Origin of the sequence: Methylophaga sp. UBA2496 (assembly GCF_002341635.1) — a bacterium.
Classification (GTDB): domain Bacteria; phylum Pseudomonadota; class Gammaproteobacteria; order Nitrosococcales; family Methylophagaceae; genus Methylophaga.
This window is the reverse complement of the sequence record NZ_DDOK01000004.1, coordinates 341,538-368,070: the sequence shown is the minus strand read 5'-3', so window position 1 is coordinate 368,070 and position 26,533 is coordinate 341,538. Positions and strand designations below refer to the sequence as shown.

Sequence of the window (26,533 nt, the reverse complement as noted above, 5' to 3'; positions counted from 1 at the left end):
ATTGATGCACCGACTTTGTCGATGCCGGAGCACCTGGCTGAAGAATCGCATGATCTCAATCATTATTCGCCAGTACAAGGTGGATATGACAGAAGCCGTAAATCCCGATATCAATTCATATGAACACTTCAATGCTTTTTTCACGCGCAAGATTAAAGCTGAAACCAGACCCGTTGCGATTGGTAGCGATGTTATTGTTTCTCCGGTAGATGGCTGTATCAGCCAACTAGGTGCTATTGATTCAGGCAGAATAGTTCAGGCCAAAGGACATGATTATTCAGCACTGGAGTTACTCGGTGGAGATCAGGAGTTAGCCGAAAAATTTGATAATGGTCAATTCGCCACGATTTATCTGTCGCCACGTGATTATCATCGAATCCATATGCCGATTTCCGGAAAACTGACGCGGATGCGTTATGTCCCCGGTAAATTATTTTCTGTGAATCCACTGACTGTGCGTGGTGTTCCACGATTATTTGCGCGTAATGAGCGTGTGGTAAGTATTTTTCAGACAGATTTTGGGCCTGTGGCGTTGATTCTGGTGGGTGCTATTTTTGTTGGCAGTATGGAAACTTTGTGGCACGAAGGTGAGATTACACCGCCTTACACGAAGGATATTCTGGACTGGTATTATGCGAACGAGAATATTCGTCTGAATAAAGGAGAGGAGATGGGCCGTTTCAATATGGGCTCTACGGTGGTGTTATTGCTTCCAGCGGATGCACCGGCCTGGAAAGATGAATGGAAAGCTGAGATGAAGATAAAACTGGGTCAGGCTCTGACCTGAATTCTTTACAAAATTCAATGCTAAAAAAAACCGGACAATGTCCGGTTTTTTTGGCTTATCATTTAAACGTTATTACGCCATGCATGGCATGGATTGTCCTGTAAACATTTCACTTCTTCAGGGCCCCAGGTACCAGCTTTGTAAGTGTGGACAAAGTCCTGTTCTTCCGCCCATTTTTCCAGAATCGGATCAACAGCTTTCCAGGCCAGATTGACTTCATCGGCACGCAGGAACAGTGAACGGTCACCCTGGATAGCGTCCAGAATTAAGGCTTCATAAGCGTCAAGCTTGTGCTTGTTGTCGTCAGATTCCATTGTTTCCAGGCCAACGGTATGCGCCTTCATTTCCAGTCCGGGCTGTTTGGCCTGTAATTCAATACGCAAGGTGTTGTCCGGTTGCAGCCCCATGACAATCCAGTTGGCGTGACTTTCACCCACTTTGGTGTCTTTAAACAATTCCAATGGCGGTTTTTTAAAGCGGATGGCTATCATCGCTTTGGATTCAGGCATACATTTGCCGGTACGTAGATAGAAAGGCACACCATGCCAGCGCCAGTTATCAATATAGACTTTCATCGCAGCATAAGTCTCAGTCACACTGCCGGCCGGCGCATCATCTTCTTCCAGATAACCTTTCACCGGTTTACCGTTGATTTCGCCTGCTGCATATTGGCCACGGAAAGCATGCTGGTCGACGATATCTTTGGTAATTGGACGAATCGATTTCAGGACTTTTACCTTTTCATCACGTAACGATTCGTCATCCATATCGGCAGGAGGTTCCATTGCCACCAGTGCCATCACCTGTAACAAGTGACTTTGAATCATGTCACGCAATGCACCGGATCCATCATAGTAACCGGCACGTCCACCGACACCTTGCTGTTCGGCATGCGTGATTTGTACGTGATCGATATATTTATGATTCCATAAAGGCTCTAGCAACAGATTGGCAAAGCGGAATACAAAGATATTCTGAACCGTGCCTTTACCCAGATAGTGATCAATCCGGTAAGTCTGCTCTTCAGTGAAGTTTTTGCGCAGGATGCGTTCCAGTTCGGCCGCACTTTTCTGATCGTAACCAAACGGTTTTTCAACGACTAAATGACGCCAGCCATCAGTTTCCTGATTTAAACCAACGGCAGAGAGCTGATCGCCAACCACGCTGAATAAAGAGGGACTGATGGACAGGTAAAAAACGATATTTTGAGAGAAACCATTTTCCGGCGTAGTAATCAGCTTTTTCAGTTCGTGATAGCTGAAAGCTTCATTGATATCACATTTGAAATAGTGCACTTTCTTCAGGAAGTTTTGCAGTAAGTCGTCATTGATACCGCCGCGAACTCGCGGACTAACGTATTCTGTGACCAGGTCTTGCCACTCCTGTTGAGTGCTTTCTTTACGACCCATACAAATGATACGGGTATCATCCGTCAAACGATTTTCAGCTTGTAAATGATACAAAGCCGGAAGCAGTTTTTTCTGGGATAGATCGCCGGTGGCGCCGAAAATAACAATAGTACAAGGTTGCATGGTTTCTCCCGTTACAAGGCTGTGACTGTGCCTTTGAGCGTATATAATTGGGTAATTGTACAATTTTGGGAGCGCAACGTGCGAAAAATTCTGTTTGCCAGCAGTGAAGTCTATCCGCTGATGAAAACCGGTGGGCTAGCAGATGTGTCAGCCAGTCTGCCATTTGCCCTGTCACAAATGCAGCAGGATATTCGTATTATCATGCCGGCATATCGCGCTACGCTGAAACAGTTAGGGGAATGTCCGCTGGTCGCTACCCTGAAATTGGATGGTTATCACCAACCGATAAATATTCGACAAACACAGCTACCCGACAGTGACGTAACCGTATTACTGGTGGATTCAGCCGAACATTTTGACCGCGATGGTGGACCTTATTGTGATGCTAATGGCGTGGACTGGGCTGATAATGCGGCGCGGTTTGCTTTGTTTTGCCGTGCGGCTGCGGCAGTTGCTTCCAATCAGGCAGGACTGGACTGGCAGCCGGAAGTAGTGCATTGCAATGACTGGCAAACTGGATTGATACCCGCGTTACTCAGTCTGCAGAGTCGTCGTCCTGCCAGCGTATTTACCATTCATAATATGGCCTATCAGGGCCTGTTTTCCCGCCAGGTCTTTGAGATGCTCGATTTACCGGAGCGTTTATGGCAGGTCGAAGGTATTGAGTTTTACGGCATGATGTCGTTTATGAAAGGTGGTTTGATCTATGCCGACCACATTACGAGTGTCAGTCCGACTTATGCTCAGGAAATCTGCCATTATGAATATGGCTACGGGCTGGAGGGGTTACTGACATTACGTGCAGATCAGTCACGGCTCAGTGGTATCGTTAATGGTATTGATATTAATGAGTGGAATCCTCAAACGGACAAGTTCATTAATCATCAATACAGTGTTAAGAACCTGAAGCCGAAAACCCTTAATAAGAAAGCATTACAGCAACATTTCTTTCTTCCCGAATCAGCTGACACCTTAATGTTTGGCATGATCAGCCGTCTGGTATCACAAAAAGGGGTGGATCTGACCATTGATGCTGTTAATCGTTTATTAAATGAAGGTAAAGACATTCAATTGGTTTGTCTTGGCAGCGGTGAAGCAGGATTAGAGCAGGATCTGCGGGTTTTGCGGGCCAGATTCCCAGACAAAGTGGGCATACAATTTGGTTATGATGAAGTATTGGCACACAAAATCGAATCGGGTGCAGATGCCTTTCTGATGCCATCCCGATTTGAACCTTGCGGGTTAAACCAAATGTATAGCCTGCGTTACGGCACCTTGCCCGTTGTCAGGAATACAGGTGGACTGGCCGATACGGTGGTGGATGCCACCGAAGAAAACCGTAAGAAAATGCTGGCAACCGGGTTTAAATTTAGCGAGCCCACAGTGGAAGATTTTTACGATACTCTGTTAAAAGTAAATGAATTATTTTCACATCCCCGTCTATGGCGACGGATGATGCTGACTGCAATGGTGCAGGATTTTAGCTGGATCAACAGCGCGCAGGCGTATCTGCATCTCTATCAGCAATTAGTGGATAACTCATGACAACAAAACAGGTTGATTTGACCAATGTAGCGGAACTGGAACTGCTCACCGATAAAGATCTGCGGGCGCATGTGCGTTTTCTGGTGAATTTACTGGGGGAAGTGATCGCCGAACAGTCCGGCACCACGGTTTATCAAACGGTTGAACAGTTACGTAAGGGGTTTATTCGCCTACGTAAAGAAGAAGATCCCGAGCTGCGCCAGAGCCTCAAAGATAAAATTGAATCGCTGGATGAACTGACCTTACGGGAAGTGATTCGTGCTTTTAATTTATATTTCAGTCTGGTTAACACGGCTGAAGAGGCTTATCACCATCATAACCGTCAAATCCAGCTGCGTAATGGCGGCAATCTCTGGCATGGTTCGTTTCTGGATACGCTGACTCAGTTTAAAAATGAAGGTGTCTCGGTAGACCAGCTACAGGCTTTGCTGGAAAAACTGGTTTTTATGCCTGTGTTCACTGCCCACCCGACAGAATCCAAACGCCGTACCGTAATGGAAATGTTGCGCCGGGTGTTCTTGCTGGATGAGAAACTTACCGCAGGATTATTAACTCCCTTTGATCAGCAGCAGATTCGTACTGACTTGAAACGTCAGATACAGCTGCTCTGGTCAACCGATGAGGTGAGGGCGGTTAAGCCATCGGTGCGCGATGAAATCAAAAACGGTCTGTATTATTTTAATGTGAGTCTGTTTGATGCAGTGCCAAGAAGTTACCGTAATCTGGAAAATGCGTTGCGCCGCGTGTATGGCGATGAGCTGGATCCCGAAACCCCAATCGTCGTGCCGGATTATTTGCGTTTTGGTTCATGGATTGGTGGCGACCGTGATGGCAATCCCTACGTGACCGCTGAAACAACTGAAATGGCGATTGCTTTGCAGAAACGCACTGTTATCCGCCGCTATCTGGAGGATGTGACCAAGCTCAGTTTTATTCTGACTCAATCGCAACCACTCTGCCACATCAGTAAAGAGCTCTCTGCGGATATTGAACAGAGTGAACAGCGGTTTGCTGGTGCTTTTGTGACCAACCCACAACGCTTTGTGAATGAACCTTATCGTCGCAAACTTTATATGATGCGTTATCGGCTTAAGGATAATCTTGCCGTGCTGGAAGAGTTTTTCCGCCCGGATCTGCAAATTGAAAGTCTGGGTGTGGCTTACCACAATGAAGATGAATTTCTTGCTGATCTGCACCTGATACATAAATCACTGGTCGACAATGGTGATATAGCGATTGCAGCTGCTGAGCTTACTGATCTGATACGACTGGTCAAAACCTTCGGATTTTATCTTTATAATCTGGATATACGTCAGGAATCCTCCAAGCACACCGACGCGGTCGCCGAAATACTTGCTCTCACCGGACTTAATCGTCATTACCTGCAAATGAATGAAGCCGAGCGGCAGGCCTTGTTAAGTGATTTACTGGCGGCGCCAAGATTGCCAGAGATTTATGGCGATTTGCAGCCAGACTCTCTGGAAATACTCAATGTATTCAGACTGATTGCCCGACTGCGGGTAGAGGTCAGTGAAAAAGCGTTTGGCAATTATGTGATTTCGATGACGCACCAGGCCAGTCATATTCTGGAAGTGATGCTGCTGGCCAGATTTGCAGATTTGATTGGCGAAGATGAACACGGCTGGTATTGCCATATCCGGGTTTCACCATTATTCGAAACCATTGAGGATTTGGAACATATCGAGCCGGTAATGTCTGCCTTGCTGGAAAACAGCCAATATCGAACTCTGTTAAGCGCATCCGGCAATATGCAGGAAGTGATGCTGGGTTATTCAGACTCCTGCAAAGATGGCGGCATTCTGGCCTCGGCCTGGAATTTATATCAGGCTCAGAAAACCGTCAGTCGGCTATCCGAACAATATGCGATTGGCTGCCGCATGTTTCATGGCAGAGGCGGTACCATCGGTCGGGGTGGTGGCCCAACCCATGATGCGATCCTGGCCCAACCGGTAGATACTGTACACGGACAAATTAAATTCACTGAACAGGGCGAAGTATTGTCTTTCAAATATGGCAATACCGAGACAGCCGCTTATGAACTGGGTATGGGCGTGTCAGCCCTGATCAAAGCCAGCAGGGGACTGGTCACTGATTCAGCACAGGAAAAACCGGAATATTTGCATATCATGCAGCAACTGGCGCAGTTGGGCGAACAGCAGTATCGGCGACTCACTGAGCAGACTCCCGGTTTTCTGGATTATTTTTACGAAGCCTGTCCCATCAGTGAAATTGGTTTGATGAATATCGGTTCACGACCTTCACATCGCAAAGCCGGTGATCGTTCTAAATCCTCGGTCAGAGCAATTGGTTGGGTATTTGCCTGGGCGCAATCCAGACATACGTTGCCGGGCTGGTATGGCATAGGCAGTGCGATTGCTCAGTGGGTTGCTGATGATCCAGGTCGTCGCGATACGTTGCAAAAAATGTATTTTGAATGGCCGTTTTTCCGGGCGATGGTCAGCAACACCCAAATGTCACTGTCCAAGGCCGATATGGAGATCGCCGCAGAATATGCTGATTTGTGTATAGATAAACAACAGGCAGCAGAAGTCTTACAGGTGATTCGTCAGGAGTATCAGCAAACAGTCAGTCAGTTATTGCAACTGACTGGAGCCGAAAAGCTGATGGCCGAAAATCCACTATTGGCATTGTCTCTGCGTCGCCGTCAGGCCTATCTGGATCCGTTAAATCATATTCAGTTGCTGTTATTAAAGCGTTACCGGTTTGGTGGTTATACCGAAACTGAAACCGCCAAATGGCGGGATCCGCTGTTACGCAGTATCAGTGCTATTTCTCAGGGTATGCGTAATACCGGTTAACTATCTTCTGATGGCTGGCGGTCTTTTTTCGGAATATAACGGGCTTTTTCATCTTTTGTTTTGGAACGCGCCTTGTTGGCTTTGGCTTTAGGCGCTAATCCTTTTAATTTGCGAATCGGCAAACCATGTCCCAGGTGATATTCAATGCGTTCCAGATTTTTCAGATCATGCGGTTCGACCAGATTAATCGCCGTGCCGTGTTTGTCTGCACGACCGGTGCGACCAATGCGATGAATATAATTATCGCCGCGAAACGGTAAATCATAGTTAATAACGTGCGTGATATCAGCAACATCCAGTCCGCGGGCAGCGACATCGGTAGCGACCGTGACTTTGATTTGGCCTGCTCGGAATTTACGGATGCGTTCACGACGTATTGATTGATCAAAATCACCGTGCAGTAACTGAGCTGAGATATTTTGTGACTGTAACCAGTCGCAGACTTCTTCGGCGCGGATTTTTTTATTGCAGAACACTAAAGCGCGTTGACAGGCTGGTGCGTTAATAAATGCCAGTAATAAGGCCTGTTTATGTTCACGGTTATCGGCCAGATACACCTGCTGGGTGACATTCTCTGCCAATTGATTGGCCGCATTAATATGGATTTCCTGCGGATCGTTAAGCAGTTCTTCGGCAAAAATTCTGACACCACTGCCTGCTAAGGTCGCTGAGAAAAGTCCGGCCTGAAATTTGGATTTAATGGTGGCCAGCGCCATCAATACATCGGGCCCCTGACCCATATCCAGCATGCGATCGGCTTCGTCAATAATGACCAGTTCAACGGCCGATAAATCAACCGACTCATCTTCAACCAGACCTAAAAGTCGGCCCGGCGTAGCAATAATAATGTCGCATTGGGCTTGAGCATGTTGTACCTGGGCCCAGGGCGATGCACCGCCGGTCAACATGGCGATTGTTGGTTTGAACGCTTTACCTAATTGATGAAACACATGCTGGATCTGAAATGCCAGTTCTCGGGTGGGGGCCATAATCAGAATACGCGCCTGATCATGTTTATGCCGTTCATCATTGAGGCGTTGCAGGATAGGCAGAATAAATGCAGCGGTTTTTCCGGTACCGGTAGCGGCGCAGGCCAGTACATCCTGACCGGCTAATAATGCCGGAATGGCCAGTTGCTGGACTTCAGTCGGTTTTTCAAAACCGCTGTCGCGAACGGCAGCAATCAATTCATAATCAAGGAACAGATCGTCAAATGTCATGGTGTTTATCTTATCAGTCGAAAGCGCCTGAAGGATCACAACAGGCATAGAAGTGGCGGGCAATATACCACAATATTAATCGTTAGCCCGAAAGAGGCGGTAGTCAGTTAAGTGGTTAACACAAGCAAACAGCCCGCAATCATCACTCCACAGGCAGATAATCTTCGAAGTATATGTTTCTCATGAAAAATCCGATAGCCGAGAAAGACCTGTAACACCATGCTGAGTTGGAATAATGCCAGTGAATACGCCACCAGTAATTGTGAAAATACCAGCATGGTGGTGTATTGCATTAAAAAGATAAAACTGCCGAGCCAGAGAAAATGATGCCGATGTTGGTTGGCGGTTTGCCAGTCTTTTTGCCAGCGCTTACCACCAAACCGGTAATACAAGCCCACTGAGAGCGGTAAACCAAACAAACACCAATACAAGGTAGTTGCTAAGGCTCCGCCACTGAGCACGGCATTTTTTAGCGGTAAAGTACCAATTGAAAATAACAATATGGATAAAAACCGGTATTGCACACCGCGCTGTCTGAACAAATGCCACAGACGATTTGATGAGGTACTGGCAACCGGGGGAAATAATAAAAAGCTGCCGAGTAAGATGATGATAACACCGGTGAAACCCTGAAGGTTAGGTACTTCGTCCAGAAATATCAGCGCCAGTATCATCGAAAAAACGACTTTATAAGCATTAAGAGGCCCGAAAACAGACAGATCAGTTTTGGATAAAGACAGCACCAGAAACAGCGTACCGGCCATATCCAGCAACGCTGCCAGCAGAATATTGAGCCAGAAGCCGTCTTCAATAGCGTTATGTTCAACCAGTATTAATAACGGCAGGCTGATGGATGCTAAAACGACATAGGAAAGCATCACGATAAACAGTGAATGCAAACCTTTATGAGTGAATTGTTTCTGAAAAACGTTAGCTGCAGCGGAAGAAAAAACCCGCCCAAGGACGATCAGTAATTCCATTACTCAGCGTGGTTTAATGGCAGATAGTTATTTTCAGCGTTGGTTTGATAGGCATTAAACAATTGGTACTGCGTATCATCATCGAAGCTGAACACAATAAAATGATCTTTACGCAATCCCATTTCCATCCCCGGTGTGCCCACCGGCATCTGCGGTACTGACAAACCTTTGATGTGAGCCGGTTTATCGAGTAATAGTTGTTTTATATCATCTGCCGGCACATGACCTTCAATTACATAATCATTGACAACTGCGGTATGGCAGGACGCCATCATATTGGATACGCCCAGTTTTTCTTTAATTTTGGACATATCATTGCTGATGATGTCGATCACCTCAAACTGATGTATTTCAAGATGTTCAATCCATTTATGGCAACACTGGCAGTTGGCGTCACGATAAACGGTAATGGTTTGTGGTTGTTCCAGTTGCAGACGTGCATGATCCCATTCGCTGGCAAAGAGCGTGGATGCGAAAGCCAGATTCAGCAGTAAAGCCAGACCGAAGTTGATAGTCTTATTAAAGGCACTCAATCATTATCTCCTGATCGGGGCTGTTTTTTTCGACGTATTCCAAGGCCCACAAGGTTGACTTGTTGTTTTCAACATCAATTATCTGCGGTAATTCCAGACAATTGATGCCACGGTTTTGAAACAGCTCGCATTCAGCCTCTGTCAGCAGTTGCGGGTTATGCCAGATAGCTGAAATATCATCAATGATTTCGGCTTGAAACGCTTCCAGTCCTTCACGAGTGAAAATAATAAGTACCATGATTACGGGATATCCAGATAGGCTTTTTCAGAAATGGTCGCCCAATCTTCGTCCTGTTCACGGAAGTCTTTATAAGCTTCATGGACGCGTTTGAACTTGGGGTTCTGGGCCGCTTCGTCAGCCAACGTCTGCTCAGTAATTTGTTTAAGGGTATTAAGTACTTCTGCAGGGAAAGGGACAATGTTGATATCATCACGCTGACGTAATTCTGCCAGCGCTACCACATTTTTCTGTTCCATTTCCGATGCCATGAGCAGATTTTCTGCTTTAGCTGCGTTTTCAATAATAGCTTGCAAATCAGGTGGCAATAAATTCCAGGCACGTTTATTTATGCTGAGTTCCAGCACGGCGCCAGGTTCCTGCCAGCCGGGATAGTAATAATTTTTCGCAGCACGATGCAGGCCCAGACGTTGATCATGATACGGAGCAATCCATTCGGTGGCATCAATAGTATTGCGTTCCAGTGCGGTATAAACTTCACTGCCTGCCAGCAGGATAGGATTACCACCAGCCTTGGCAAATACTTTGCCGCCCAGGCCGGGGATTCGCATTTTCAGCCCCTGCAAATCGGCCATCGAATTTATTTCTTTATTAAACCAGCCGCCCATTTGAATACCGGTATTCCCCAGCGGGAAAGGTATGACATTGTAGGGTTGGTAAACTTCACGCCACAAATCCAGGCCACCACCATGATATAACCAGGCATTCATGCCTCGCGGCGTCATACCGAAAGGTACAGTTGAGAAAAACTGAGCTTCAGGGACTTTCCCCGCCCAGTAGTAGGCGCTGCCATGGCCCATTTCCACTGTGCCTTGTGAAACGGCGTCAAAGGTCTGTAAAGCCGGGATCAATTCACCGCCGGCAAATACCTTAACCTTGAGTCGTCCGTTGGACATGGCTTCCAGATTGGCGGCAAAACGTTCTGCACCTTCCTGCAAAACGGGAAAACCCGGCGGCCAGGCGGTGACCATTTTCCAGCGATAGACTTTGCTGGTATCAATTTCTTCGGAGAAAGGACTACTGTCATCTACTCCACAAGCTGACAGTAAAGCGATGCTGACCAAAAGTGCCAAGCGTCGTATAAATACGGATAAATGCATTATCGTTTTCCTGAATTACAAGGTTTCAAGCTTGGCATAGGCCAGGACCAGCCATTTACTGCCCGCTTGTTTGAAATTCACATGAACCCGAGCGTGACTGCCATTACCCTCGGTGTCAATAATGACGCCTTGACCGAATTTCTGATGCATCACCTGTTGCCCGGTTCTGAAACCCGTATCATCAGCTGATTGTGTTCGACTGGCAAGTGCTGTCAGCCCGGCGGCAGCCATATTTTGCTGTGAACGAACCTTATGCACTCGCTCGATGGGGAGTTCACTCAGAAAACGTGAAGGGCGGGGATGCATTTCCTGGCCGTATAAGTAACGTGATTCAGTATAAAGCAGGTACAGTGTTTTACGCGCCCGGGTCATGCCGACATAACAGAGACGGCGTTCTTCAGCGAGTCTGAGCGGATCGTCAGAGGATTTCTGGCCCGGAAATAAGCCTTCTTCCATACCGACCATAAACACAATTGGAAACTCCAGGCCTTTCGCTGAATGCAAAGTCATTAACTGAACACAATCCTGCCATTGATCGCCCTGATTTTCACCGGCTTCCAATGCAGCATGCGCAAGAAAAGCATCCAGTAGCGGCATTTCCTCTTCATCGTCAGCACGCATAAACTCACGGGTGGCGTTAATCAGCTCATCCATATTCTCAATACGGCCCTGACCTTTTTCAGTTTTATCCTTGGCGAAGTGCGTGCGGAGTCCACTCTCATCAATGACCAATGCCGTGAGCTCATGTAACGACATCGTGTTGTCTTCTGGTGTTAATGAATCAATCAAGGTCAGAAAAGCCGACAAAGCATTGGCAGCGCGTGCAGGTAAGATTTTTTGCTGCAGAAAATCCACGGCAGACTGCCACATGGTCTGGTTGGTTTCACGGGCATATTGGCGCAACTGGGTTAATGTTGCAGCCCCAATACCTCTGGTAGGCGTGTTCACTACCCGTTCAAATGACGCATCATCACGACGATTACTAATGAGTCTTAAATAGGCAAGCACATCTTTAATTTCAGCGCGTTCAAAAAAACGCAGGCCGCCATAAACCCGATAGGGCACGGCAGATTGCATCAGCGCTTCTTCAATGACCCGTGATTGGGCATTGGATCGATATAACACGGCAACATCACTGCGTTGCCCCCCCTGATTCATCCAGTTGCGAACTTCCTGCACCAGATAGGCGGCTTCATCGCGTTCGTTATAGGCGTTATAGAGTTGTATCGGCTCGCCATCAGCATCTTCGGTCCACAATTCTTTGCCAAGGCGTTCACTGTTATTGGCGATAACCGCATTGGCAGCGGCAAGAATATTACCGGTAGAACGGTAATTCTGTTCCAACCTCACAGTGCTCGCATCAGGATAATCTTTATGAAATTTCTGGATGTTTTCAATTTTCGCGCCGCGCCAGCCGTAAATGGACTGGTCATCATCGCCGACAATAAACAGATGTCCGGTCTGACCGGCCAATACTCTGATCCAGGCATACTGGATAGTGTTGGTATCCTGAAACTCATCGACCAGGATCTGTGAAAACCGTTGTTGATAGTGCGCCAGAATATCCGGACGTTTCAGCCACAATTCATGACTGCGCAACAATAATTCGCCAAAATCCACCACACCGGCACGTTCACAGGCTTGTTCATATGCCAGATAAATGGCCAGCATGTTTTGTGAATAAGGATCTTCTCCAGCCTGCAGATGCGCAGCGCGCAGGCCTTCGTCTTTCTGGCCGTTGATATACCACTGCGCTTGTTTGGGTGGCCACTGTGCTTCATCCAGCGACATGCTGCGGATAATGCGTTTGATCATTCTGAGCTGATCATCACTGTCAAGAATCTGGAAACCTTGGGGTAAACCGGCTTCCTGCCAATGTGAGCGCAGCAGCCGATGCGCCAAACCATGGAAGGTGCCTACCCACATACCACCAATCGGGTAACCGAGCATCTGTTCAATCCGGCCACGCATTTCAGCCGCCGCTTTATTGGTAAAGGTGACGGCGAGAATATTGGCAGGTGATAAAGCTTCCGCCTGAATCAGCCAGGCAATCCGATGTACCAGAACCCGTGTTTTTCCGCTCCCGGCCCCGGCGAGAATACGAGTATGCCCCAGCGGTGCGGCAACAGCTTCACGTTGTGGTTTGTTCAGATCGTCAAGTAGTTCAGATACATCCATCAGTTTCGTAACAGTTCGGAGTGGTGGCCCACAGCAGTATTTGCCAGGAGGAGCGTGCGGCTTTGTCTTTGAGGCATCTCAGATACAACTATCCCCACGCGTGGTGGGGATAGTGCAGCAAGAATATTAGATGTTGCTGTCGAGAAACGCAGCCAATTGTGATTTGGTCAAAGCGCCGACTTTAGTCGCTTCCACTTCGCCGTCTTTAAACAGCATCAGAGTAGGAATGCCACGAATACCGTAGCGCGGTGGGGTATCTGGATTTTCGTCGATGTTGAGTTTGCAGACTTTTAATTTGCCTGCGTATTCAGCGCCGATTTCTTCCAGCACGGGTGCAATCATTTTGCAGGGACCGCACCATTCCGCCCAGTAATCAACCAATACAGGCATATCAGACTGTAGAACCAGGCTGTCAAAGTCGCCATCGGTCACACTAGTGACGTTTTCGCTCATGTTTTATCTCCAGTGGTATCTAAAGTATTGGACCGCTATACTCGCAAGCCAACATTGAGTAACATTTTTTCTTATCAGTAAAGGTAATGCAAGTATTTATATGAGTGCTCACCTCACCGACACGGCATTTTCATCGCTGCCACTTCATCCGCTCCTGCAGAAAGGCCTGCAACAAGCGGGCTTTGAATTCTGCACGCCGATACAGGCTAAATCTTTACCTCTATTGCTGGCAAACCACGATGTCGCGGGTCAGGCCCAAACCGGTACCGGTAAAACCATCGCCTTTTTATTAGCGACATTTCAGCGCCTGTTAAATACTCAGGATGCGCAAAATTCATCTTCAAAACAACCTCGCGCATTGATTCTGGCACCCACTCGAGAATTGGCAATTCAGATTGTTAAAGATGCCGAATTGTTAAATAGTCATGCCGGATTGCGCATTGTGATCGCGCATGGCGGTAAAGATTATCAACGTCAGCGTGATGCCATCACGGACGGTTGCGATGTGTTAATCGGCACGCCGGGACGGCTGATGGATTTTCATAAGCAACGGGTGTTTAACCTTAATAAAATTGAAGTGGTGGTATTGGATGAAGCCGACAGAATGTTTGATCTGGGCTTTATCAAGGATGTACGGTTTTTTCTGCGTCGCTTGCCGGAACCTGGAAAACGCTTGGGTATGTTGTTCTCCGCGACATTGAGTTACAAAGTATCTGAGCTGGCTTACGAGCATATGAACAACCCGGAAAAAGTGCAGGTCGAGCCGGAAAAAATGATGGGTGATCGAATCGAAGAGTGGGTCTATTACCCGTCTAACGAGGAGAAAATCCCATTATTGCTGGCATTGATTAAACGTATCCAGCCGCTGCGCAGTATCGTGTTTGTGAATACCAAACATGTGGCTGAACGGGTATGGGGATATCTGGAAGGCAATGGTTATAAAGCGGCGTTATTATCCGGCGATGTCCCGCAGAAAAAACGGGAAAGTTTATTGAAGCATTTTCAGGATGGTGAGTTTCCGTACCTGGTTGCCACTGATGTGGCGGCGCGTGGTTTGCATATCCCAGAGGTCAGTCACGTATTCAACTTTGATTTGCCACAGGATGCGGAAGATTATGTGCATCGTACGGGACGTACTGCACGGGCAGGTGCCAGCGGGATTGCCATTAGTCTGGCCTGTGAAGAATACGCATTTTCATTACCGGATATCGAGCAGTACATCAAACACAAGCTGCCGGTAGCACAAAGTTCAGATGAACAGCTGGAGACGCCCAAGCCGAGAATAAGAGCTGAACGTCATCCGGCTCCCCGCCACCAGAATAAGGCTCGCGGCAACAGCAAAGATAATCGCTCTCAGCGTAATAAACATTCCAAGGGCCCCAAAAAACCGGTAACTTCGGATGCAAATCAATAGCAATCTACCGGTACTTTTTACCCCAGTAAAGCCTCCGGAGGAGTTATCTGTTCGACTCCCGGTGGTGTTTGATAAACAATCAGAATTCAATAATGTAAACCGCCAACCGGTTATCAGTCGTCCGGTTATTGGCGTAAATGATAATAATGATAGTCAACAGGCCAGGTTCATACGTAACTTCAGCCTGACCAATCGTGAAACTGAGCGTGACGACACTCAAGCCAGACTGCCAGCTCAAGTTCAAGCCTATCTCCAGGTAGAAGGCTTAAAGGACGTTCAACCTCAGGAGAGATTATTTGATGCGATGGCATAAGCTTTTGCTGATATGCGGTGTTTTTTTTGTTTTACCAGGCTGTGCGACGGATTCGACTGCAGGATCACCGAATATTTCCAGCTTCGCCAAAAGTAATATTGACGATGTCATTGAACTGCACCAGCAGCGGCTGATGCAGGATCTTAAAACGTTGACCATCAAACTGTATCAGCGTAATCCCAATCAGCGTCATGATCGTCATTTGCGTACATTGGAAGACAGTGTAGCCAGATTATTCATCTATCCGGCGAATGTCGGTTTTGACAAATGGGATGGTTTTGAACCGACCGAGATCATTCGTCTGGCATTGACCGAAGATTACGATGGCGACAGGGTACTGGCATTTACTGTGGGTATGCGACGGATGTTAATGGCGTCGTATAACAATCAGTCCGAATTTTACTATCTGTCCTCTGTCGATCAGCAAAAGCTTTACAACAGTGCCCGTAACATTGAAATTGCTGCCTGGATGCTGGCGGAAAAACGTGATGAAAATGGTAAACGTTTATTGTTAAGTGACAGTCTGCAGGAAGAATCACGTAATTTAAGCTTTCAGCGCATTATCGGCGGCATGATTGCAACGCAGGATAATCTGGCGGCGATCATCGCGCAAAAAAATGGCCGTTTGGTGAAAACCGTAGTGGTACAGGCAGCATCGATGATGTTCCTGCCCATTTAACCACGAGTTTATTTAGTGCCAATCGCTTGAAGCATAAAGCAGTTTTTCAGCCATTGTGATTTATTCACCTGTTGCATACCGGTTGTTCTTAACCAGCTGATTGGGGAAGCTGATTGGGTAAACAGACGGTGAAAACCATCCATACTGAACTGCATCAGCAGGTTTTCTGCCAGTCTGCGTCGTTGATATTTTTTCAGTGTATGCAGGCTGCCAATCTGTCGTTGGTTTGCTTCAGCCCAGACAATAACGTCAGCCAGTGCTTTGGCATCCTGTAAACCGATATTCACCCCTTGCCCTGCCAGTGGATGGATGGTGTGAGCTGCATCACCCAATAAGGCAAAACCGGGTTTAACGTATTCTTTGGCATGTGCCAGTGCCAGCGGAAAGCTGGCGCGTTCTGATACCAGTTCAACGTTGCCCAGGCGATATTCAAAAGCTTCAGCCAGCTGTAATTCAAAATCGGATTTATCCAAAGCTTTCATCTGTTTGGCAGCTTCAGTCGGTAAAGACCAGACAATCGAGCACAAATACCCATCATGTAACGGTAAAAATGCTAATGGACCGCCCGGCAAAAAACGTTGCCAGGCGGTTTTTTGATGGGGGTTTTCCGTACGGATGGTTGCAACCAGTCCATGTTGCTGATAGGCCCAGCCACGGCTTTGAATACCGGTTTGTTCACGTAACATGGAACGCGCACCATCAGCAGCCACAATTAATTCGGCAGTTAATTTTTTGCCATTTTCCAGTCTGATCTGACCGGCCTGATACTGTTCTGGCTGAGCAGGACAGATAAACGTAATTTGCGGATGTTTGCGGATTTCGGCAATAGCCTGTTGCTGAATATGCCGGTTTTCAACAATATGACCCAGATAGGCAGTACCAATCTCAGCCGCATTAAAGTACAGATTACTATCCGCTGTTTCCCAGACTTGCATCTTGTCAAATGGGCCGAGTCGGGAAGGGAAGAGGGATTGCCAGATATTGACTGCAGAAAGGATCTGTTGACTGGCAGGATTAATCGCACTGACACGTTGCAATGGTGCATCTTCAAGAGCGAGTTTTTCTGGTTGATGGGCTTCAATCAAAGCAATCTGTAACTGAGTCTGTTGGGCCAGTAACAGAGCAAAAGTGGTGCCGACCATGCCACCGCCGACAATAATCACATCATAATCATGTTTCATAATGGCAGGCCTCGGCTCAGTTTGCTTTGTTTACCGCTCAGACCCATACTGGTTTTAGCCAGACGACTTTTAACGGAAGGTAAACCGTTGAGCAAGGCCAGGCTTAAAGAACGACCATGACCCAGTAAAAAGGCGTTATTGCTGAAGGTCTTCACCAGGAAATCGGTTGCTCTGATTACTTTATCCTGATCCTGCTGCTGCCAGTCAGCATAATCATGTAACACCTGGAGGTGACCACAGTCTTCGGGATGCAGTGCTATCAGCTCTGCCAGAACCGCTGCATCACGTAAGCCAAGGTTAAAGCCCTGTCCGGCAATCGGGTGCAGGCTATGGGCGGCATTGCCAATCAATACAACCCGTTGCTGAACAGGTTGATGGGTTTGCATTAAGCCCAGGGAATAACTGCTGCGCTGGCCAACTTTTTGGAAATAGCCAAGGCGATAGCCGAAAGCTTGTTGTAATTGTTCAGTAAACTGTTGTTCATCGCATTCCAGTAAGGCTTTTTCTTCACCGGATTGAACGGTCCACACTAAACTGCAGCGGCCTTCAGACATCGGCAATAACGCTAAGGGTCCATTTTCGGTAAAGCGTTCATAAGCCCAGTTCTGATGGGCGCGTTCCGGAATAACATTCGTGGTAATGGCTGTTTGCTGGTATTCGCGTTGCCAGCTTGATAAACCTAATAACTGACGGATAGTGGAAAATTGACCATCGGCGCCGACCAGTAATTTGCAGGTGAGATGCTGACCATCAGACAATCTCACAGCCACAGCTTTATTATGTTGCTCAAGTGTCTGGACTTGCAGCGGTGTGAGAATAGCCAATGTCGGGTGAGAATGCAGGGCCTGATTTAACTGAATACCGAGATGTTTTGCGGTCATTACCTGACCCAGAGCTGGCACACTTTCTGTTTCGGCGTTAAGGCGGGTAACACCAAAATGACCCCGATCGGAAATATGAATGCCTTTAATCGCGGTGGCCTGATGAGCGAGCTGTGGCCACAGTTGCATGGTTTCAAAAATCCGCTGTGAACCATGCGACAGCGCAATGCCACGGTCATCAAACCCCGGTTGATGATCAGCAAGCAGATCCTGTGCTTCAACGATGGCAATGCGTAAGCCAGTGTTTTTGAGTGCGAGAGCCAGACTTGCCCCCACCATTCCGGCCCCGACAATCAACAGGTCAAAATCGGTTTCCACAGTCTTATAGGTTTCCCGCCATCAAGGTTTCAATCGCATCAATTTCTTTGGGCGCGCCAGCCGTTAATACCTCATGTCCATCTTTGGTGACCAGGACATCATCTTCGATTCGAATACCGGTGAAATGCCATTTTTTATCAATATGCTCCGGATCGCGGATGTATAAACCGGGTTCTACCGTCAACACCATACCGGGTTCCAGTAACCGCCATTCACCACCGACTTTGTAATCACCAACATCATGGACATCCATGCCCAGCCAGTGTCCGGTGCGGTGCATATAAAATTCACGATAGGCCTGATCTTCAATTAACTGATCGACATTACCCTGCAACAAACCCAGTCTGACCAGACCTTCAGTAAGTACCAGAACAGCTGCTTCATGCGGCTGATTCCAGTGATTTCCTGGTTTGACCGCCTCAATGGCGGCATATTGGGCATCCAGCACAATCTGATACAACGCTCGCTGAGCTGGCGTAAATTTGCCATTCACTGGAAATGTTCGGGTGATATCTGCCGCGTAACATTGATATTCGGCGCCAGCATCAATCAATAGCAAATCATTGTTTTTCAGTTTACTGTCGTTTTCAATATAATGCAGGATACAGCCATTTTCGCCACCCCCGACTATTGATGGATAGGCCGGGCTGCGGCAGCCATGTTTCATAAATTCATGAATCAGTTCGGCTTCGACTTCATATTCAAATTTACCCGGCTGGGTAAACTGCATTGCTCGGATATGCGCTTTGACTGAGGCTTCAGCAGCAAAACGCATGTTTTTGATTTCCTGGCTGCTCTTAAATAGCCGCAATTCATTAAGGCAATGTTCAAGTTCAATGATCTCAGTGGGCGAATGTTTACCCGAGCGGGAAGCCTGACGCAGATGATTGAGCCAGCCGACCATGTGCTGATCAAACGCGGGTTGATTTCCCATGGTGTAATAGACTTTTTCCTTGTCTTCCATCAATCCCGGCAAAATATCATCCAGATCGGCAATGGGGTAGGAGTCATCTGCGTCATACATGCCGATGGCACCTTCCTGACCTGCGCGGTAACCATCCCAGATTTCCTTATCCAGATCGCGTTCCCGACAGAAAATAATAAATTCACCATGTTCGCGGCCAGGAATCAGCACGAGTACTGATTCGGGTTCATCAAAACCACTCAGATAGTGAAAATTACTATCACTGCGAAATGGAAAGTCGACATCGCGGTTGCGCGGATGGACCAGAGAGTTTGGTAATACAGCAATGCTGTCCGGTCCCATGATATCCATCAGTTTTTGACGGCGTTTGGCGAATTCTTTTTTAGTCATCAATGCTCAATTTTTATGTCTTCAGGGGCGACGGGATGCAATTCGCCATAAAGTAAAAACAGACCCATTCGAAGATATTCCACTAATTCTTCATAGTTATTGTCATCGTCGTCGCTGGTTTGCAGTTCAATATCGTCGATTTGACTGATCTGTAACACATCGGTCAGATATTCCTGACAATCTGCGGCTAATTCAGTTTCATTGGTCAGGCCGGAAACACCCAGACCAAATACCAGACCCTGACACCAATCGCTTAGCGCTGCAAGACGGGAGCCTATTGGCGCATCATCATCGGGCAGTTCCAGCTGGAAATCAAAGTCCAGGCTGTTGAGTGACTGAATGGTTTCATCAAACAGGCCCAGCAGGTTCTGTTTTTCCTCTTCACCGGGCTGGTAGTCTTCAAACAAGTCGCTATACCAGGTATTGCGATTGGCCTGAGCATCCATGCATAACAAACCACATAACGCGCCTTGCAGTTCGGCTGTGCTGGCAGGTCCGTCGGCGGTCACGTTTTCCGGTGACAGGGATGGAAAATATAATTGAGACATAGAGATACAACCTGAAATTAAAAAACACATCATGCAGTTGTTGACCGAGTCAACGGCGCACGTCTATAGTTAGGCATTATTCTCGCATAGCCAAGACGCATATTAATGGATAAAAACCCGATTCAACAATTGGAACAGCAGCTGGATGAGTTGCTAAGGGCCAGCAGACGCTTGCGTGAAGAGAATATGTTACTTCGTTCTCAGCAGGCAGCCTGGTTAAGCGAGCGCGCGCAATTAGTTGAAAAAACTGAAGTTGCTCGTAACCGTATCGAGAATATGGTCAACCGTCTGAAACAGCTGGATGAAGAACTATGAATGTACCTGTTCACGTCACGATTCTCGGTAAGGAATATCAGGTTGCTTGCCCTGAAGAGCAGCAAGATGCGCTAATGGCATCTGCACGCATGGTGCATCAGAATATGGAAAAGATCCGTAACAGTGGCAAAGTCGTGGGTGTGGACCGTATTGCGGTCATGGCCGCGTTAAATATTGCGCACGAGTTGCTCATATTGCAGCAGGATGAAAGCCACGACCTGGAGAAAGTGAACGAAAAAATTTCTCAGCTTAAAGAGCGGGTTAGTGCATTTATTAATGAAGATAGACAGTTGGAATTATAAAATTCTGGCGACTTGGCAAGTAAAGTTGCGTATCATTTAGTTAACCCTGCGGTGAGCGATAGCGACATGTGTTGTCTTGAGCCGATAAGCAAATGCTTTAGGAAACCAAATTTACGGGGTTGAAAAACAAGCCCGCTCCGACGGGAAGTTTGCCATCCCCTTGCGGTTTCCCACTTGAACCAACAGGTTCAAGAACCCCGTTCGTAACGCCACTGTGGGGCCTTTCTTTTTAATTGAAAACAATACTTTTCTTAGTGGCGAAGACCAGACTGATTTAATTTCATCAACAGCATATTGAGCGTCTCCCGCTCTTCTTTGTTTAAGGCATTGCTAAGTTGTTTTTCATGTCTTGCCAGCACTATCTCTAAAGCATCATTGATTAATTTTTTTCCGTTATCCGTCAGTTTGACCAGACGACTACGCTGATCGTCTGCACATTGACGACGACTGATTAGCCCGTTTTTTTCAAGGTTATTCAACACCTTGGTTAATCCACCTGAACTTACCAGATTCGCCTGACAGATGTTGGATGGAGTTTGCTCGTAGGGTTCCCCTTGCAGACGCAGAGAAGCCAGTGCATCAAATTCGCCTACACTAAGATCAAATTGTTCCATGACAATTTTTGCATCAGAGAAAAACAATTCCCGTGCACGAAACAGCCGCTTTACTGTTTCAGCTGCTGCAAGATCTCCCTGCCAGCAGCACCGCATCTGGTCGAGAATTTCTTCAATATTTTTCATCCGCTCTGCCAAGTTATATCCTCCAATGTGTCAGAATTATGACAAAAAAATTAACTTGCACCTAAAACAATCTTGCATTAATCTTTCCAGAAACCTTTCTAGAAAGAATTATAGTCTATTCCACTCGCTTTTATTGGCGATTAACAAAGGATCTGTCATGCGTGCTATTTCATTTGCCGCCAACCCCGCATTTCTGCCGGTTTTTGCAATTATCTTTTTTTTCTCGTTAAGTATTTTGGGTCAGACCGCCAGTGCTGAACAAAACCTGCCCAGAGTTCAGGTAATACAACCGGAAATCCGTGCATTGACGGAGTGGAAAGAATTTACCGGTCGTTTTGAAGCCGTTGAAATGGTTGAATTGCGTGCCAGGGTAACGGGATATCTGGATAAAGTTCATTTCCAGGATGGCCAGATGGTTGAAAAGGGCGATTTACTCTTTGAAATTGACCCACGCCCCTATGAAGCTGCAGTGGCCAGAGCGGAAGCCGAACTGGCCAGAATGGATAGTCAATTGAAACTGGCCGATTTGGATACCAAACGTGGTGAGCGTTTATTAACCCAGAGTGCGATTTCTCAGGAAGAAGTGGATACGCGTCGCGCCCGTTTTCAGGAAGCTAATGCTAATGTCGCGTCAGCTGCGGCAGCGTTGAAAACAGCCAAGCTGGATCTGCAATACGCGAAAATTACAGCCCCGGTCAGTGGACGGATTTCAAATCGACGAGTTGACGTTGGTAATCTGGTTGGTAGTGGTGATGCCGGTCAGGCACTGACCACCATAGTTTCTCTAGACCCGTTACATTTTGTATTTGATGTTTCCGAAACAGAGTATCTGGAATTGATACGATTGCCTGAAGGACAGGAGCAACTTGCCAATGGCAGAACCATGCCCACTCAGCTCAAATTAATTGATGAAAAAGAATGGACACGCGAAGGACGTATCGACTTTGTTGATAACCGACTTGATGAAAATACCGGTACGCTGAGAATGCGCGTGGTGGTGGATAATGCTGATGGTGTTTTACGACCCGGCCTGTTTGCCAGATTGCGGCTTCCGACCAGTCAGAATGATGAAGCCATGCTGATTCCGGATAAAGCCATTGTCACCGATCAGGCGGCCAAGGTGGTGATGATAGTAAATGATGAAGGCAAGGTTGTACCCAAACCGGTTGAACTTGGCACATTGCAGGGTGATATGCGGGTGATACGCTCCGGTTTGAGTCAATCAGATCGAATTATCGTTGAAGGTTTATTGCGAGCTCGTCCGGGAACAGAAGTCAATGCGGTTCCCTATCAGGCTGATGAGCTGGCACAAAACAATGGGCAAGACTCATGAAATTCACACATTTCTTTGTTGAAAGACCCATTTTTGCAACCGTAATTTCGGTTCTGATTGTACTGGTTGGTACGATTGCCTATAGCAATCTGCCTGTTGCACAGTATCCTGAAATTGCGCCACCAAGTATTTCTGTCACCGCCACCTATCCCGGTGCGACAGCCGAGACCGCTGGTAATACGGTAGCGACAGTGTTGGAACAGCAGATAAATGGTGTAGAGAACATGCTCTACATGAAATCTGAAAATACTGCAGATGGGCGTACATCGTTAAATATCACCTTTAAGCCGGGTACTGATTTGGATACGGCACAGGTTCTGGTGCAAAACCGTATTGCCATTGCTGAGCCGTTGCTGCCAGAAGAGGTCACCCGGCAAGGTATCGATATACGTAAAAACTCGCCCGACCTGATGATGGTTATCCATATCCTGTCTTCCGATGGCAGTCGCGATAACCTCTATGTTTCAAACTATGCCAGAACCCAGGTAGTTGATCGTCTGGCACGAATTGATGGCGTAGGTGAGGCACGTATTGTTGCTGAGCGGGCTTATGCCATGCGGATCTGGATTGATCCGGAACGGGCTCAGGCATTTGGTATGACAGCTAGTGAAGTTGTCGCAGCATTACGTGAGAATAATACCCAGATAGCGGCTGGTACTATCAATAGAGAACCGATTGAAACCAAAGGCGGTTTTGAATTGAGTGTGGAAACTCAAGGGCGTCTGCTGGAAGAGGATGAGTTCAGCAATATCATTGTCAAACGTGGTACGGATGGCCGAACCGTAAGGTTACGTGATTTAGCCAGAGTAGAGCTGGCAGCGCAGGACTATAACAACATCGGTTATTTGGATGACAACCTGGCATTACCGGTCGTTATCTTTCAGCGTCCCGGTTCCAATGCATTGGAAACCGCCCAGGCATTACGGGCAGAAATGAAAGATATCGCCCAGAGCATGCCTTATGGCGTTGAATATCAGATTATTTATGACCCAACCGAATTTATCGCCAAATCGATAGAGAAAATTTATCACACCATCCTGGAAGCCATTGTTCTGGTTATTCTGGTAGTAATGTTGTTCCTGCAAAGCTGGCGTGCTTCGATTATCCCGATTCTAGCCATACCGGTTTCGTTGATTGGTACCTTTGCAGTCATGTCGATGTTGGGCGTTTCACTGAATAACCTGTCGTTATTCGGTCTGGTATTGGCTATTGGTATTGTGGTGGATGATGCCATCGTGGTTGTTGAAAACGTTGAACGATACATCCGTAATGGTTTTAGTCCACGTGAAGCGGCGCATAAAACCATGGATGAGGTTGGCGGTGCATTGGTTGCCATAGCGATCGTACTAACGGCCGTATTTATTCCAACAGCGTTTATTACCGGTATTTCCGGAGCGTTCTATCAGCAATTCGCCTTGACCATTGCTACCGCAACGATTATTTCGCTGATCGTTTCATTAACCCTGTCACCGGCCTTGTCAGCACTGTTATTAAAACCGCACGTCGATGGTCACCAGCCCAGCGGAGTCTGGGGCAAAATAAGTTATCCATTTCGCGCTTTTGGTAATGGCTTCAACCGTGCGTTTGAATGGATGGGCGATCGCTATTCGGTGATGACACGCAAGTTGTTACGAATGCTGTCGATCATGCTATTGATTTATGTCGGCCTGATTATGTTCACGGGGTATCAGTTTAATAAAGTCCCAACAGGCTTTATTCCTGAGCAGGATCAAGGCTATTTAATCAACGTATTACAGTTACCCCCCGGGGCAACGCTGGAAAGAACAGATGCGGCGGCACGTGAAGCCTCTGCGCGTTTAAGAGATGTTCCGGGTGTGGCACATGCTGTGCTGTTTGTTGGCCTGGATGGCCCAACCTTCACTAATGCCTCGAACTCAGCAGTTATCTTTACACCGCTTGATTCATTTGAAGACAGGATCGCTGCCGGTATTAGTATTGACGATATTGTGGCAGGTTCACAGCAAGCCTTATCACAGGTGGATGCGGCAATGGCTTTTGCTATCAGACCACCACCAGTTCGAGGTATGGGTAACTCCGGTGGCTGGAAACTTTATGTTCAGGATCGTGGTGGGCTTGGTCTTGAAAGGTTACAGGCCGTCACCAATGAAGTGATCGGCGCAGCCAATCAAACGGATGGGTTATCGGCCGTGTTTACCTTTTTTAATTCTGGCACCCCCAGAATTTATGCCGATATTGATCGCACCCGTGCAGAAATGCTCAACGTACCGGTCGGTAATGTGATCGATACGCTGGAGATCTATCTTGGCTCTCGATATGTTAATGATTTTAACTTCCTGAATCGGACGTATCGTGTGGTAGCACAGGCGGATGGTCCTTATCGTGATGAGATTGAGGATATCGGAAAACTACGTACCCGTTCCAATAATGGCGCGATGGTGCCAATTGGAACTATCGCGACGTTTGAAAACATTACGGGACCAATCCGGTTGCCACATTACAATCTGTATCCGGCGATTGAAGTGCAGGGAAATACCGCTCCGGGTTATTCCAGTGGTGAATCACTGGCCATTGTTGAACAATTATTGAGTGATACGTTACCCGAAGGAATCAGTTTTGAATGGACTGAGCTGGCCTTACAGGAAAAACTGGCAGGTGATACGGCATTTCTCAGCTTTTCACTGGCAGTAGTGTTTGTCTTTCTGTTGTTGGCTGCCTTGTATGAAAGCTGGTTGTTGCCATTAGCCGTAGTACTGATTGTGCCCATGTGTTTACTGGCGGCGATTCTCGGGGTCAGTTTGCGCGGTATGGATAACAATATTCTGGTTCAGATTGGCTTTGTGGTGCTGATTGGTTTGGCATCAAAAAATGCTATCTTAATCGTTGAGTTTGCCAAGCAGGCTGAAGATCGCGGTTTAAATCGTCTGGATGCAGCAATTGAAGCCGCAAGAACGCGTTTGCGTCCAATCCTGATGACCTCGTTTGCCTTTATTCTGGGCGTGGTACCATTGGTACTGGCTTCCGGTGCTGGTGCAGAAATGCGTCAGGCTCTCGGTACAGCAGTGTTTTTTGGTATGTTGGGTGTAACTTTCTTCGGGCTGATATTTACACCGGTCTTTTATGTGTTTTGTCGCTGGCTGGCATCGTTAAGAGATAGGCGTAAAGTAGAAACAGGCAATGATACTGACCCTTCAGACAAGGATGATAAGCTGGTTGTTGATCATTGAAACTTCATGTATTCAACCGAGTCCGACCAGATGTCACCTTTATTCAGGAGTAAATGATGAAAATACTGACGAGCATCATAGTTGCGCTGGCTTCTTCTGCGGCAATGGCAGAGACCCAAGTCGAGCTGTTTGAAGTCGATAAGCAGGGAACGGGTAAAAGTCTGGGCAGTGTAGAAGTACATCAATCTGCTTTTGGCTTAGTCTTTACGCCGGACTTAAAAGCCTTAACCCCGGGCTTGCATGGGTTCCACGTTCATGAGAATCCGAGTTGTGATGCGGCTGAAAAAGACGGTGAGCTGGTTCCAGCCCTGGCTGCTGGTGGACATTATGACCCTTACAATACCGGTAAACATGATACTCCTTGGGGCAGCGGTCATGCAGGTGACTTACCGCCGCTATATGTCGCTGAAGACGGCACGGCGACACACCCTGTTTTGGCTCCGCGGCTTACATTGGCTGATTTACAGGGTCGTTCCTTGATGGTACATGCTGGTGGAGACAATCACTCTGATCATCCCAAACCACTAGGTGGTGGTGGAGCAAGAGTGGCCTGTGGGGTCACAAACTAACTTTTTAAAATAA

The 26,533-nt window shown here is 47.3% G+C and carries 24 protein-coding genes and 1 other RNA gene; 12 read left to right on the top strand and 13 right to left on the bottom strand.

Annotated elements, in window-relative coordinates; genetic code table 11:
* The first annotated feature begins 49 nt into the window (after positions 1–49).
* On the top strand, positions 50–787 hold the full coding sequence (asd, locus tag B2W60_RS04945) for an archaetidylserine decarboxylase (protein ID WP_292362333.1): 738 nt from the start codon (positions 50–52) through the stop codon (positions 785–787).
* A gap of 62 nt (positions 788–849) precedes the next feature.
* Here asd and zwf read toward each other — a convergent pair whose 3' ends face one another.
* Complete coding sequence (zwf, locus tag B2W60_RS04940) at positions 850–2,319, bottom strand: glucose-6-phosphate dehydrogenase (protein WP_292362334.1); 1,470 nt, start codon at positions 2,317–2,319, stop codon at positions 850–852.
* 78 nt (positions 2,320–2,397) lie between these two features.
* Here zwf and glgA point away from each other — a divergent pair, with 78 nt between their 5' ends.
* Entirely contained in the window at positions 2,398–3,864 is a 1,467-nt protein-coding gene (gene glgA / locus B2W60_RS04935) for a glycogen synthase GlgA (protein WP_292362335.1), read from the top strand.
* Positions 3,861–6,704, top strand: a complete 2,844-nt coding sequence (gene ppc / locus B2W60_RS04930) for a phosphoenolpyruvate carboxylase (RefSeq protein ID WP_292362336.1) — start codon at positions 3,861–3,863, stop codon at positions 6,702–6,704. The genes glgA and ppc overlap by 4 nt, the downstream gene beginning before the upstream one ends.
* On the opposite strand, the gene B2W60_RS04925 is transcribed toward ppc, so the two are convergent.
* From B2W60_RS04925 to trxA, 7 genes are all read right to left on the bottom strand, one after another.
* Positions 6,701–7,924: a DEAD/DEAH box helicase gene (locus B2W60_RS04925; protein ID WP_292362337.1), complete on the bottom strand. Its 1,224-nt coding sequence runs from the start codon at positions 7,922–7,924 to the stop codon at positions 6,701–6,703. The two genes, ppc and B2W60_RS04925, sit on opposite strands and share 4 nt — an antisense overlap.
* A gap of 107 nt (positions 7,925–8,031) precedes the next feature.
* The gene (locus tag B2W60_RS04920) at positions 8,032–8,904 is read right to left on the bottom strand and encodes an EamA family transporter (protein ID WP_292362338.1); all 873 of its coding nucleotides are present in this window, start codon (positions 8,902–8,904) and stop codon (positions 8,032–8,034) included.
* The gene (locus B2W60_RS04915) at positions 8,904–9,437 is read right to left on the bottom strand and encodes a DUF411 domain-containing protein (RefSeq protein ID WP_292362339.1); all 534 of its coding nucleotides are present in this window, start codon (positions 9,435–9,437) and stop codon (positions 8,904–8,906) included. Before B2W60_RS04915 ends, B2W60_RS04920 begins: the two co-directional genes overlap by 1 nt.
* Positions 9,424–9,675 (bottom strand): hypothetical protein, encoded by a 252-nt coding sequence (locus B2W60_RS04910; RefSeq protein ID WP_292362340.1) that lies wholly within the window; start codon positions 9,673–9,675, stop codon positions 9,424–9,426. The genes B2W60_RS04915 and B2W60_RS04910 overlap by 14 nt, the downstream gene beginning before the upstream one ends.
* 2 nt (positions 9,676–9,677) lie before the next feature.
* Positions 9,678–10,775: a TRAP transporter substrate-binding protein gene (locus B2W60_RS04905; protein WP_292362341.1), complete on the bottom strand. Its 1,098-nt coding sequence runs from the start codon at positions 10,773–10,775 to the stop codon at positions 9,678–9,680.
* Between the two features lie 15 nt (positions 10,776–10,790).
* Positions 10,791–12,953: a DNA helicase II gene (gene uvrD / locus B2W60_RS04900; protein WP_292362342.1), complete on the bottom strand. Its 2,163-nt coding sequence runs from the start codon at positions 12,951–12,953 to the stop codon at positions 10,791–10,793.
* Between the two features lie 126 nt (positions 12,954–13,079).
* Complete coding sequence (trxA, locus tag B2W60_RS04895; RefSeq protein ID WP_226075402.1) at positions 13,080–13,406, bottom strand: thioredoxin TrxA; 327 nt, start codon at positions 13,404–13,406, stop codon at positions 13,080–13,082.
* A gap of 100 nt (positions 13,407–13,506) precedes the next feature.
* Here trxA and rhlB point away from each other — a divergent pair, with 100 nt between their 5' ends.
* Genes rhlB through B2W60_RS04880 form a run of 3 tightly spaced genes read left to right on the top strand, consistent with a single transcriptional unit; the run spans position 13,507 to position 15,812 of the window.
* Positions 13,507–14,820 carry an ATP-dependent RNA helicase RhlB gene (gene rhlB / locus B2W60_RS04890; protein WP_292362343.1) on the top strand — a complete coding sequence of 438 codons (1,314 nt, stop codon included), beginning with the start codon at positions 13,507–13,509 and terminating at the stop codon, positions 14,818–14,820.
* A complete protein-coding gene (locus tag B2W60_RS04885; RefSeq protein WP_292362344.1) occupies positions 14,807–15,133 on the top strand; it encodes a hypothetical protein in 327 nt (108 codons plus the stop codon). The genes rhlB and B2W60_RS04885 overlap by 14 nt, the downstream gene beginning before the upstream one ends.
* Positions 15,120–15,812, top strand: coding sequence for a hypothetical protein (locus B2W60_RS04880; RefSeq protein ID WP_292362345.1), 693 nt, complete (start codon positions 15,120–15,122; stop codon positions 15,810–15,812). Before B2W60_RS04885 ends, B2W60_RS04880 begins: the two co-directional genes overlap by 14 nt.
* A gap of 8 nt (positions 15,813–15,820) precedes the next feature.
* Here B2W60_RS04880 and B2W60_RS04875 read toward each other — a convergent pair whose 3' ends face one another.
* The 4 genes from B2W60_RS04875 to B2W60_RS04860 are packed head-to-tail and all read right to left on the bottom strand — an operon-like array spanning position 15,821 to position 20,055.
* Positions 15,821–16,993, bottom strand: a complete 1,173-nt coding sequence (locus B2W60_RS04875) for a UbiH/UbiF/VisC/COQ6 family ubiquinone biosynthesis hydroxylase (RefSeq protein WP_292362346.1) — start codon at positions 16,991–16,993, stop codon at positions 15,821–15,823.
* The gene (gene ubiH, locus B2W60_RS04870; RefSeq protein ID WP_292362347.1) at positions 16,990–18,192 is read right to left on the bottom strand and encodes a 2-octaprenyl-6-methoxyphenyl hydroxylase; all 1,203 of its coding nucleotides are present in this window, start codon (positions 18,190–18,192) and stop codon (positions 16,990–16,992) included. Before ubiH ends, B2W60_RS04875 begins: the two co-directional genes overlap by 4 nt.
* 4 nt (positions 18,193–18,196) lie before the next feature.
* Complete coding sequence (gene pepP / locus B2W60_RS04865) at positions 18,197–19,507, bottom strand: Xaa-Pro aminopeptidase (protein ID WP_292362348.1); 1,311 nt, start codon at positions 19,505–19,507, stop codon at positions 18,197–18,199.
* A complete protein-coding gene (locus B2W60_RS04860) occupies positions 19,507–20,055 on the bottom strand; it encodes a UPF0149 family protein (RefSeq protein WP_292362349.1) in 549 nt (182 codons plus the stop codon). Before B2W60_RS04860 ends, pepP begins: the two co-directional genes overlap by 1 nt.
* Before the next feature lie 105 nt (positions 20,056–20,160).
* Here B2W60_RS04860 and B2W60_RS04855 point away from each other — a divergent pair, with 105 nt between their 5' ends.
* From B2W60_RS04855 to ssrS, 3 genes are all read left to right on the top strand, one after another.
* Positions 20,161–20,370 carry a TIGR02449 family protein gene (locus tag B2W60_RS04855; RefSeq protein WP_292362350.1) on the top strand — a complete coding sequence of 70 codons (210 nt, stop codon included), beginning with the start codon at positions 20,161–20,163 and terminating at the stop codon, positions 20,368–20,370.
* A complete protein-coding gene (locus tag B2W60_RS04850; protein WP_292362351.1) occupies positions 20,367–20,672 on the top strand; it encodes a cell division protein ZapA in 306 nt (101 codons plus the stop codon). Before B2W60_RS04855 ends, B2W60_RS04850 begins: the two co-directional genes overlap by 4 nt.
* A gap of 40 nt (positions 20,673–20,712) precedes the next feature.
* A non-coding RNA gene (ssrS, locus tag B2W60_RS04845) (6S RNA) lies at positions 20,713–20,897 on the top strand.
* Between the two features lie 26 nt (positions 20,898–20,923).
* Here the strand turns inward: ssrS and B2W60_RS04840 are convergent.
* Positions 20,924–21,412 (bottom strand): MarR family winged helix-turn-helix transcriptional regulator, encoded by a 489-nt coding sequence (locus B2W60_RS04840; protein WP_292362352.1) that lies wholly within the window; start codon positions 21,410–21,412, stop codon positions 20,924–20,926.
* Positions 21,413–21,569: 157 nt separating this feature from the next.
* On the opposite strand from B2W60_RS04840, the gene B2W60_RS04835 reads away from it, so the two are divergent.
* The 3 genes from B2W60_RS04835 to sodC are packed head-to-tail and all read left to right on the top strand — an operon-like array spanning position 21,570 to position 26,520.
* Positions 21,570–22,745, top strand: coding sequence for an efflux RND transporter periplasmic adaptor subunit (locus B2W60_RS04835; RefSeq protein WP_292362353.1), 1,176 nt, complete (start codon positions 21,570–21,572; stop codon positions 22,743–22,745).
* Positions 22,742–25,951, top strand: coding sequence for an efflux RND transporter permease subunit (locus tag B2W60_RS04830; protein ID WP_292362354.1), 3,210 nt, complete (start codon positions 22,742–22,744; stop codon positions 25,949–25,951). The genes B2W60_RS04835 and B2W60_RS04830 overlap by 4 nt, the downstream gene beginning before the upstream one ends.
* Positions 25,952–26,007: 56 nt before the next feature.
* Positions 26,008–26,520 carry a superoxide dismutase [Cu-Zn] SodC gene (sodC, locus tag B2W60_RS04825; RefSeq protein WP_292362355.1) on the top strand — a complete coding sequence of 171 codons (513 nt, stop codon included), beginning with the start codon at positions 26,008–26,010 and terminating at the stop codon, positions 26,518–26,520.
* Positions 26,521–26,533: the final 13 nt, after the last annotated feature.

What these genes read in the sequence shown, in the direction of transcription:
- asd (WP_292362333.1), top strand. Translation starts at nt 50, where the DNA reads ATGATCTCAATCATTATTCGCCAGTACAAGGTGGATATGACAGAAGCC.
- zwf (WP_292362334.1), bottom strand. Translation starts at nt 2,319, where the DNA reads ATGCAACCTTGTACTATTGTTATTTTCGGCGCCACCGGCGATCTATCC.
- ppc (WP_292362336.1), top strand. Translation starts at nt 3,861, where the DNA reads ATGACAACAAAACAGGTTGATTTGACCAATGTAGCGGAACTGGAACTG.
- B2W60_RS04925 (WP_292362337.1), bottom strand. Translation starts at nt 7,924, where the DNA reads ATGACATTTGACGATCTGTTCCTTGATTATGAATTGATTGCTGCCGTT.
- B2W60_RS04920 (WP_292362338.1), bottom strand. Translation starts at nt 8,904, where the DNA reads ATGGAATTACTGATCGTCCTTGGGCGGGTTTTTTCTTCCGCTGCAGCT.
- B2W60_RS04910 (WP_292362340.1), bottom strand. Translation starts at nt 9,675, where the DNA reads ATGGTACTTATTATTTTCACTCGTGAAGGACTGGAAGCGTTTCAAGCC.
- B2W60_RS04905 (WP_292362341.1), bottom strand. Translation starts at nt 10,775, where the DNA reads ATGCATTTATCCGTATTTATACGACGCTTGGCACTTTTGGTCAGCATC.
- uvrD (WP_292362342.1), bottom strand. Translation starts at nt 12,953, where the DNA reads ATGGATGTATCTGAACTACTTGACGATCTGAACAAACCACAACGTGAA.
- trxA (WP_226075402.1), bottom strand. Translation starts at nt 13,406, where the DNA reads ATGAGCGAAAACGTCACTAGTGTGACCGATGGCGACTTTGACAGCCTG.
- rhlB (WP_292362343.1), top strand. Translation starts at nt 13,507, where the DNA reads ATGAGTGCTCACCTCACCGACACGGCATTTTCATCGCTGCCACTTCAT.
- B2W60_RS04885 (WP_292362344.1), top strand. Translation starts at nt 14,807, where the DNA reads ATGCAAATCAATAGCAATCTACCGGTACTTTTTACCCCAGTAAAGCCT.
- B2W60_RS04880 (WP_292362345.1), top strand. Translation starts at nt 15,120, where the DNA reads ATGCGATGGCATAAGCTTTTGCTGATATGCGGTGTTTTTTTTGTTTTA.
- B2W60_RS04875 (WP_292362346.1), bottom strand. Translation starts at nt 16,993, where the DNA reads ATGAAACATGATTATGATGTGATTATTGTCGGCGGTGGCATGGTCGGC.
- pepP (WP_292362348.1), bottom strand. Translation starts at nt 19,507, where the DNA reads ATGACTAAAAAAGAATTCGCCAAACGCCGTCAAAAACTGATGGATATC.
- B2W60_RS04860 (WP_292362349.1), bottom strand. Translation starts at nt 20,055, where the DNA reads ATGTCTCAATTATATTTTCCATCCCTGTCACCGGAAAACGTGACCGCC.
- B2W60_RS04855 (WP_292362350.1), top strand. Translation starts at nt 20,161, where the DNA reads ATGGATAAAAACCCGATTCAACAATTGGAACAGCAGCTGGATGAGTTG.
- B2W60_RS04850 (WP_292362351.1), top strand. Translation starts at nt 20,367, where the DNA reads ATGAATGTACCTGTTCACGTCACGATTCTCGGTAAGGAATATCAGGTT.
- B2W60_RS04840 (WP_292362352.1), bottom strand. Translation starts at nt 21,412, where the DNA reads ATGAAAAATATTGAAGAAATTCTCGACCAGATGCGGTGCTGCTGGCAG.
- B2W60_RS04835 (WP_292362353.1), top strand. Translation starts at nt 21,570, where the DNA reads ATGCGTGCTATTTCATTTGCCGCCAACCCCGCATTTCTGCCGGTTTTT.
- B2W60_RS04830 (WP_292362354.1), top strand. Translation starts at nt 22,742, where the DNA reads ATGAAATTCACACATTTCTTTGTTGAAAGACCCATTTTTGCAACCGTA.
- sodC (WP_292362355.1), top strand. Translation starts at nt 26,008, where the DNA reads ATGAAAATACTGACGAGCATCATAGTTGCGCTGGCTTCTTCTGCGGCA.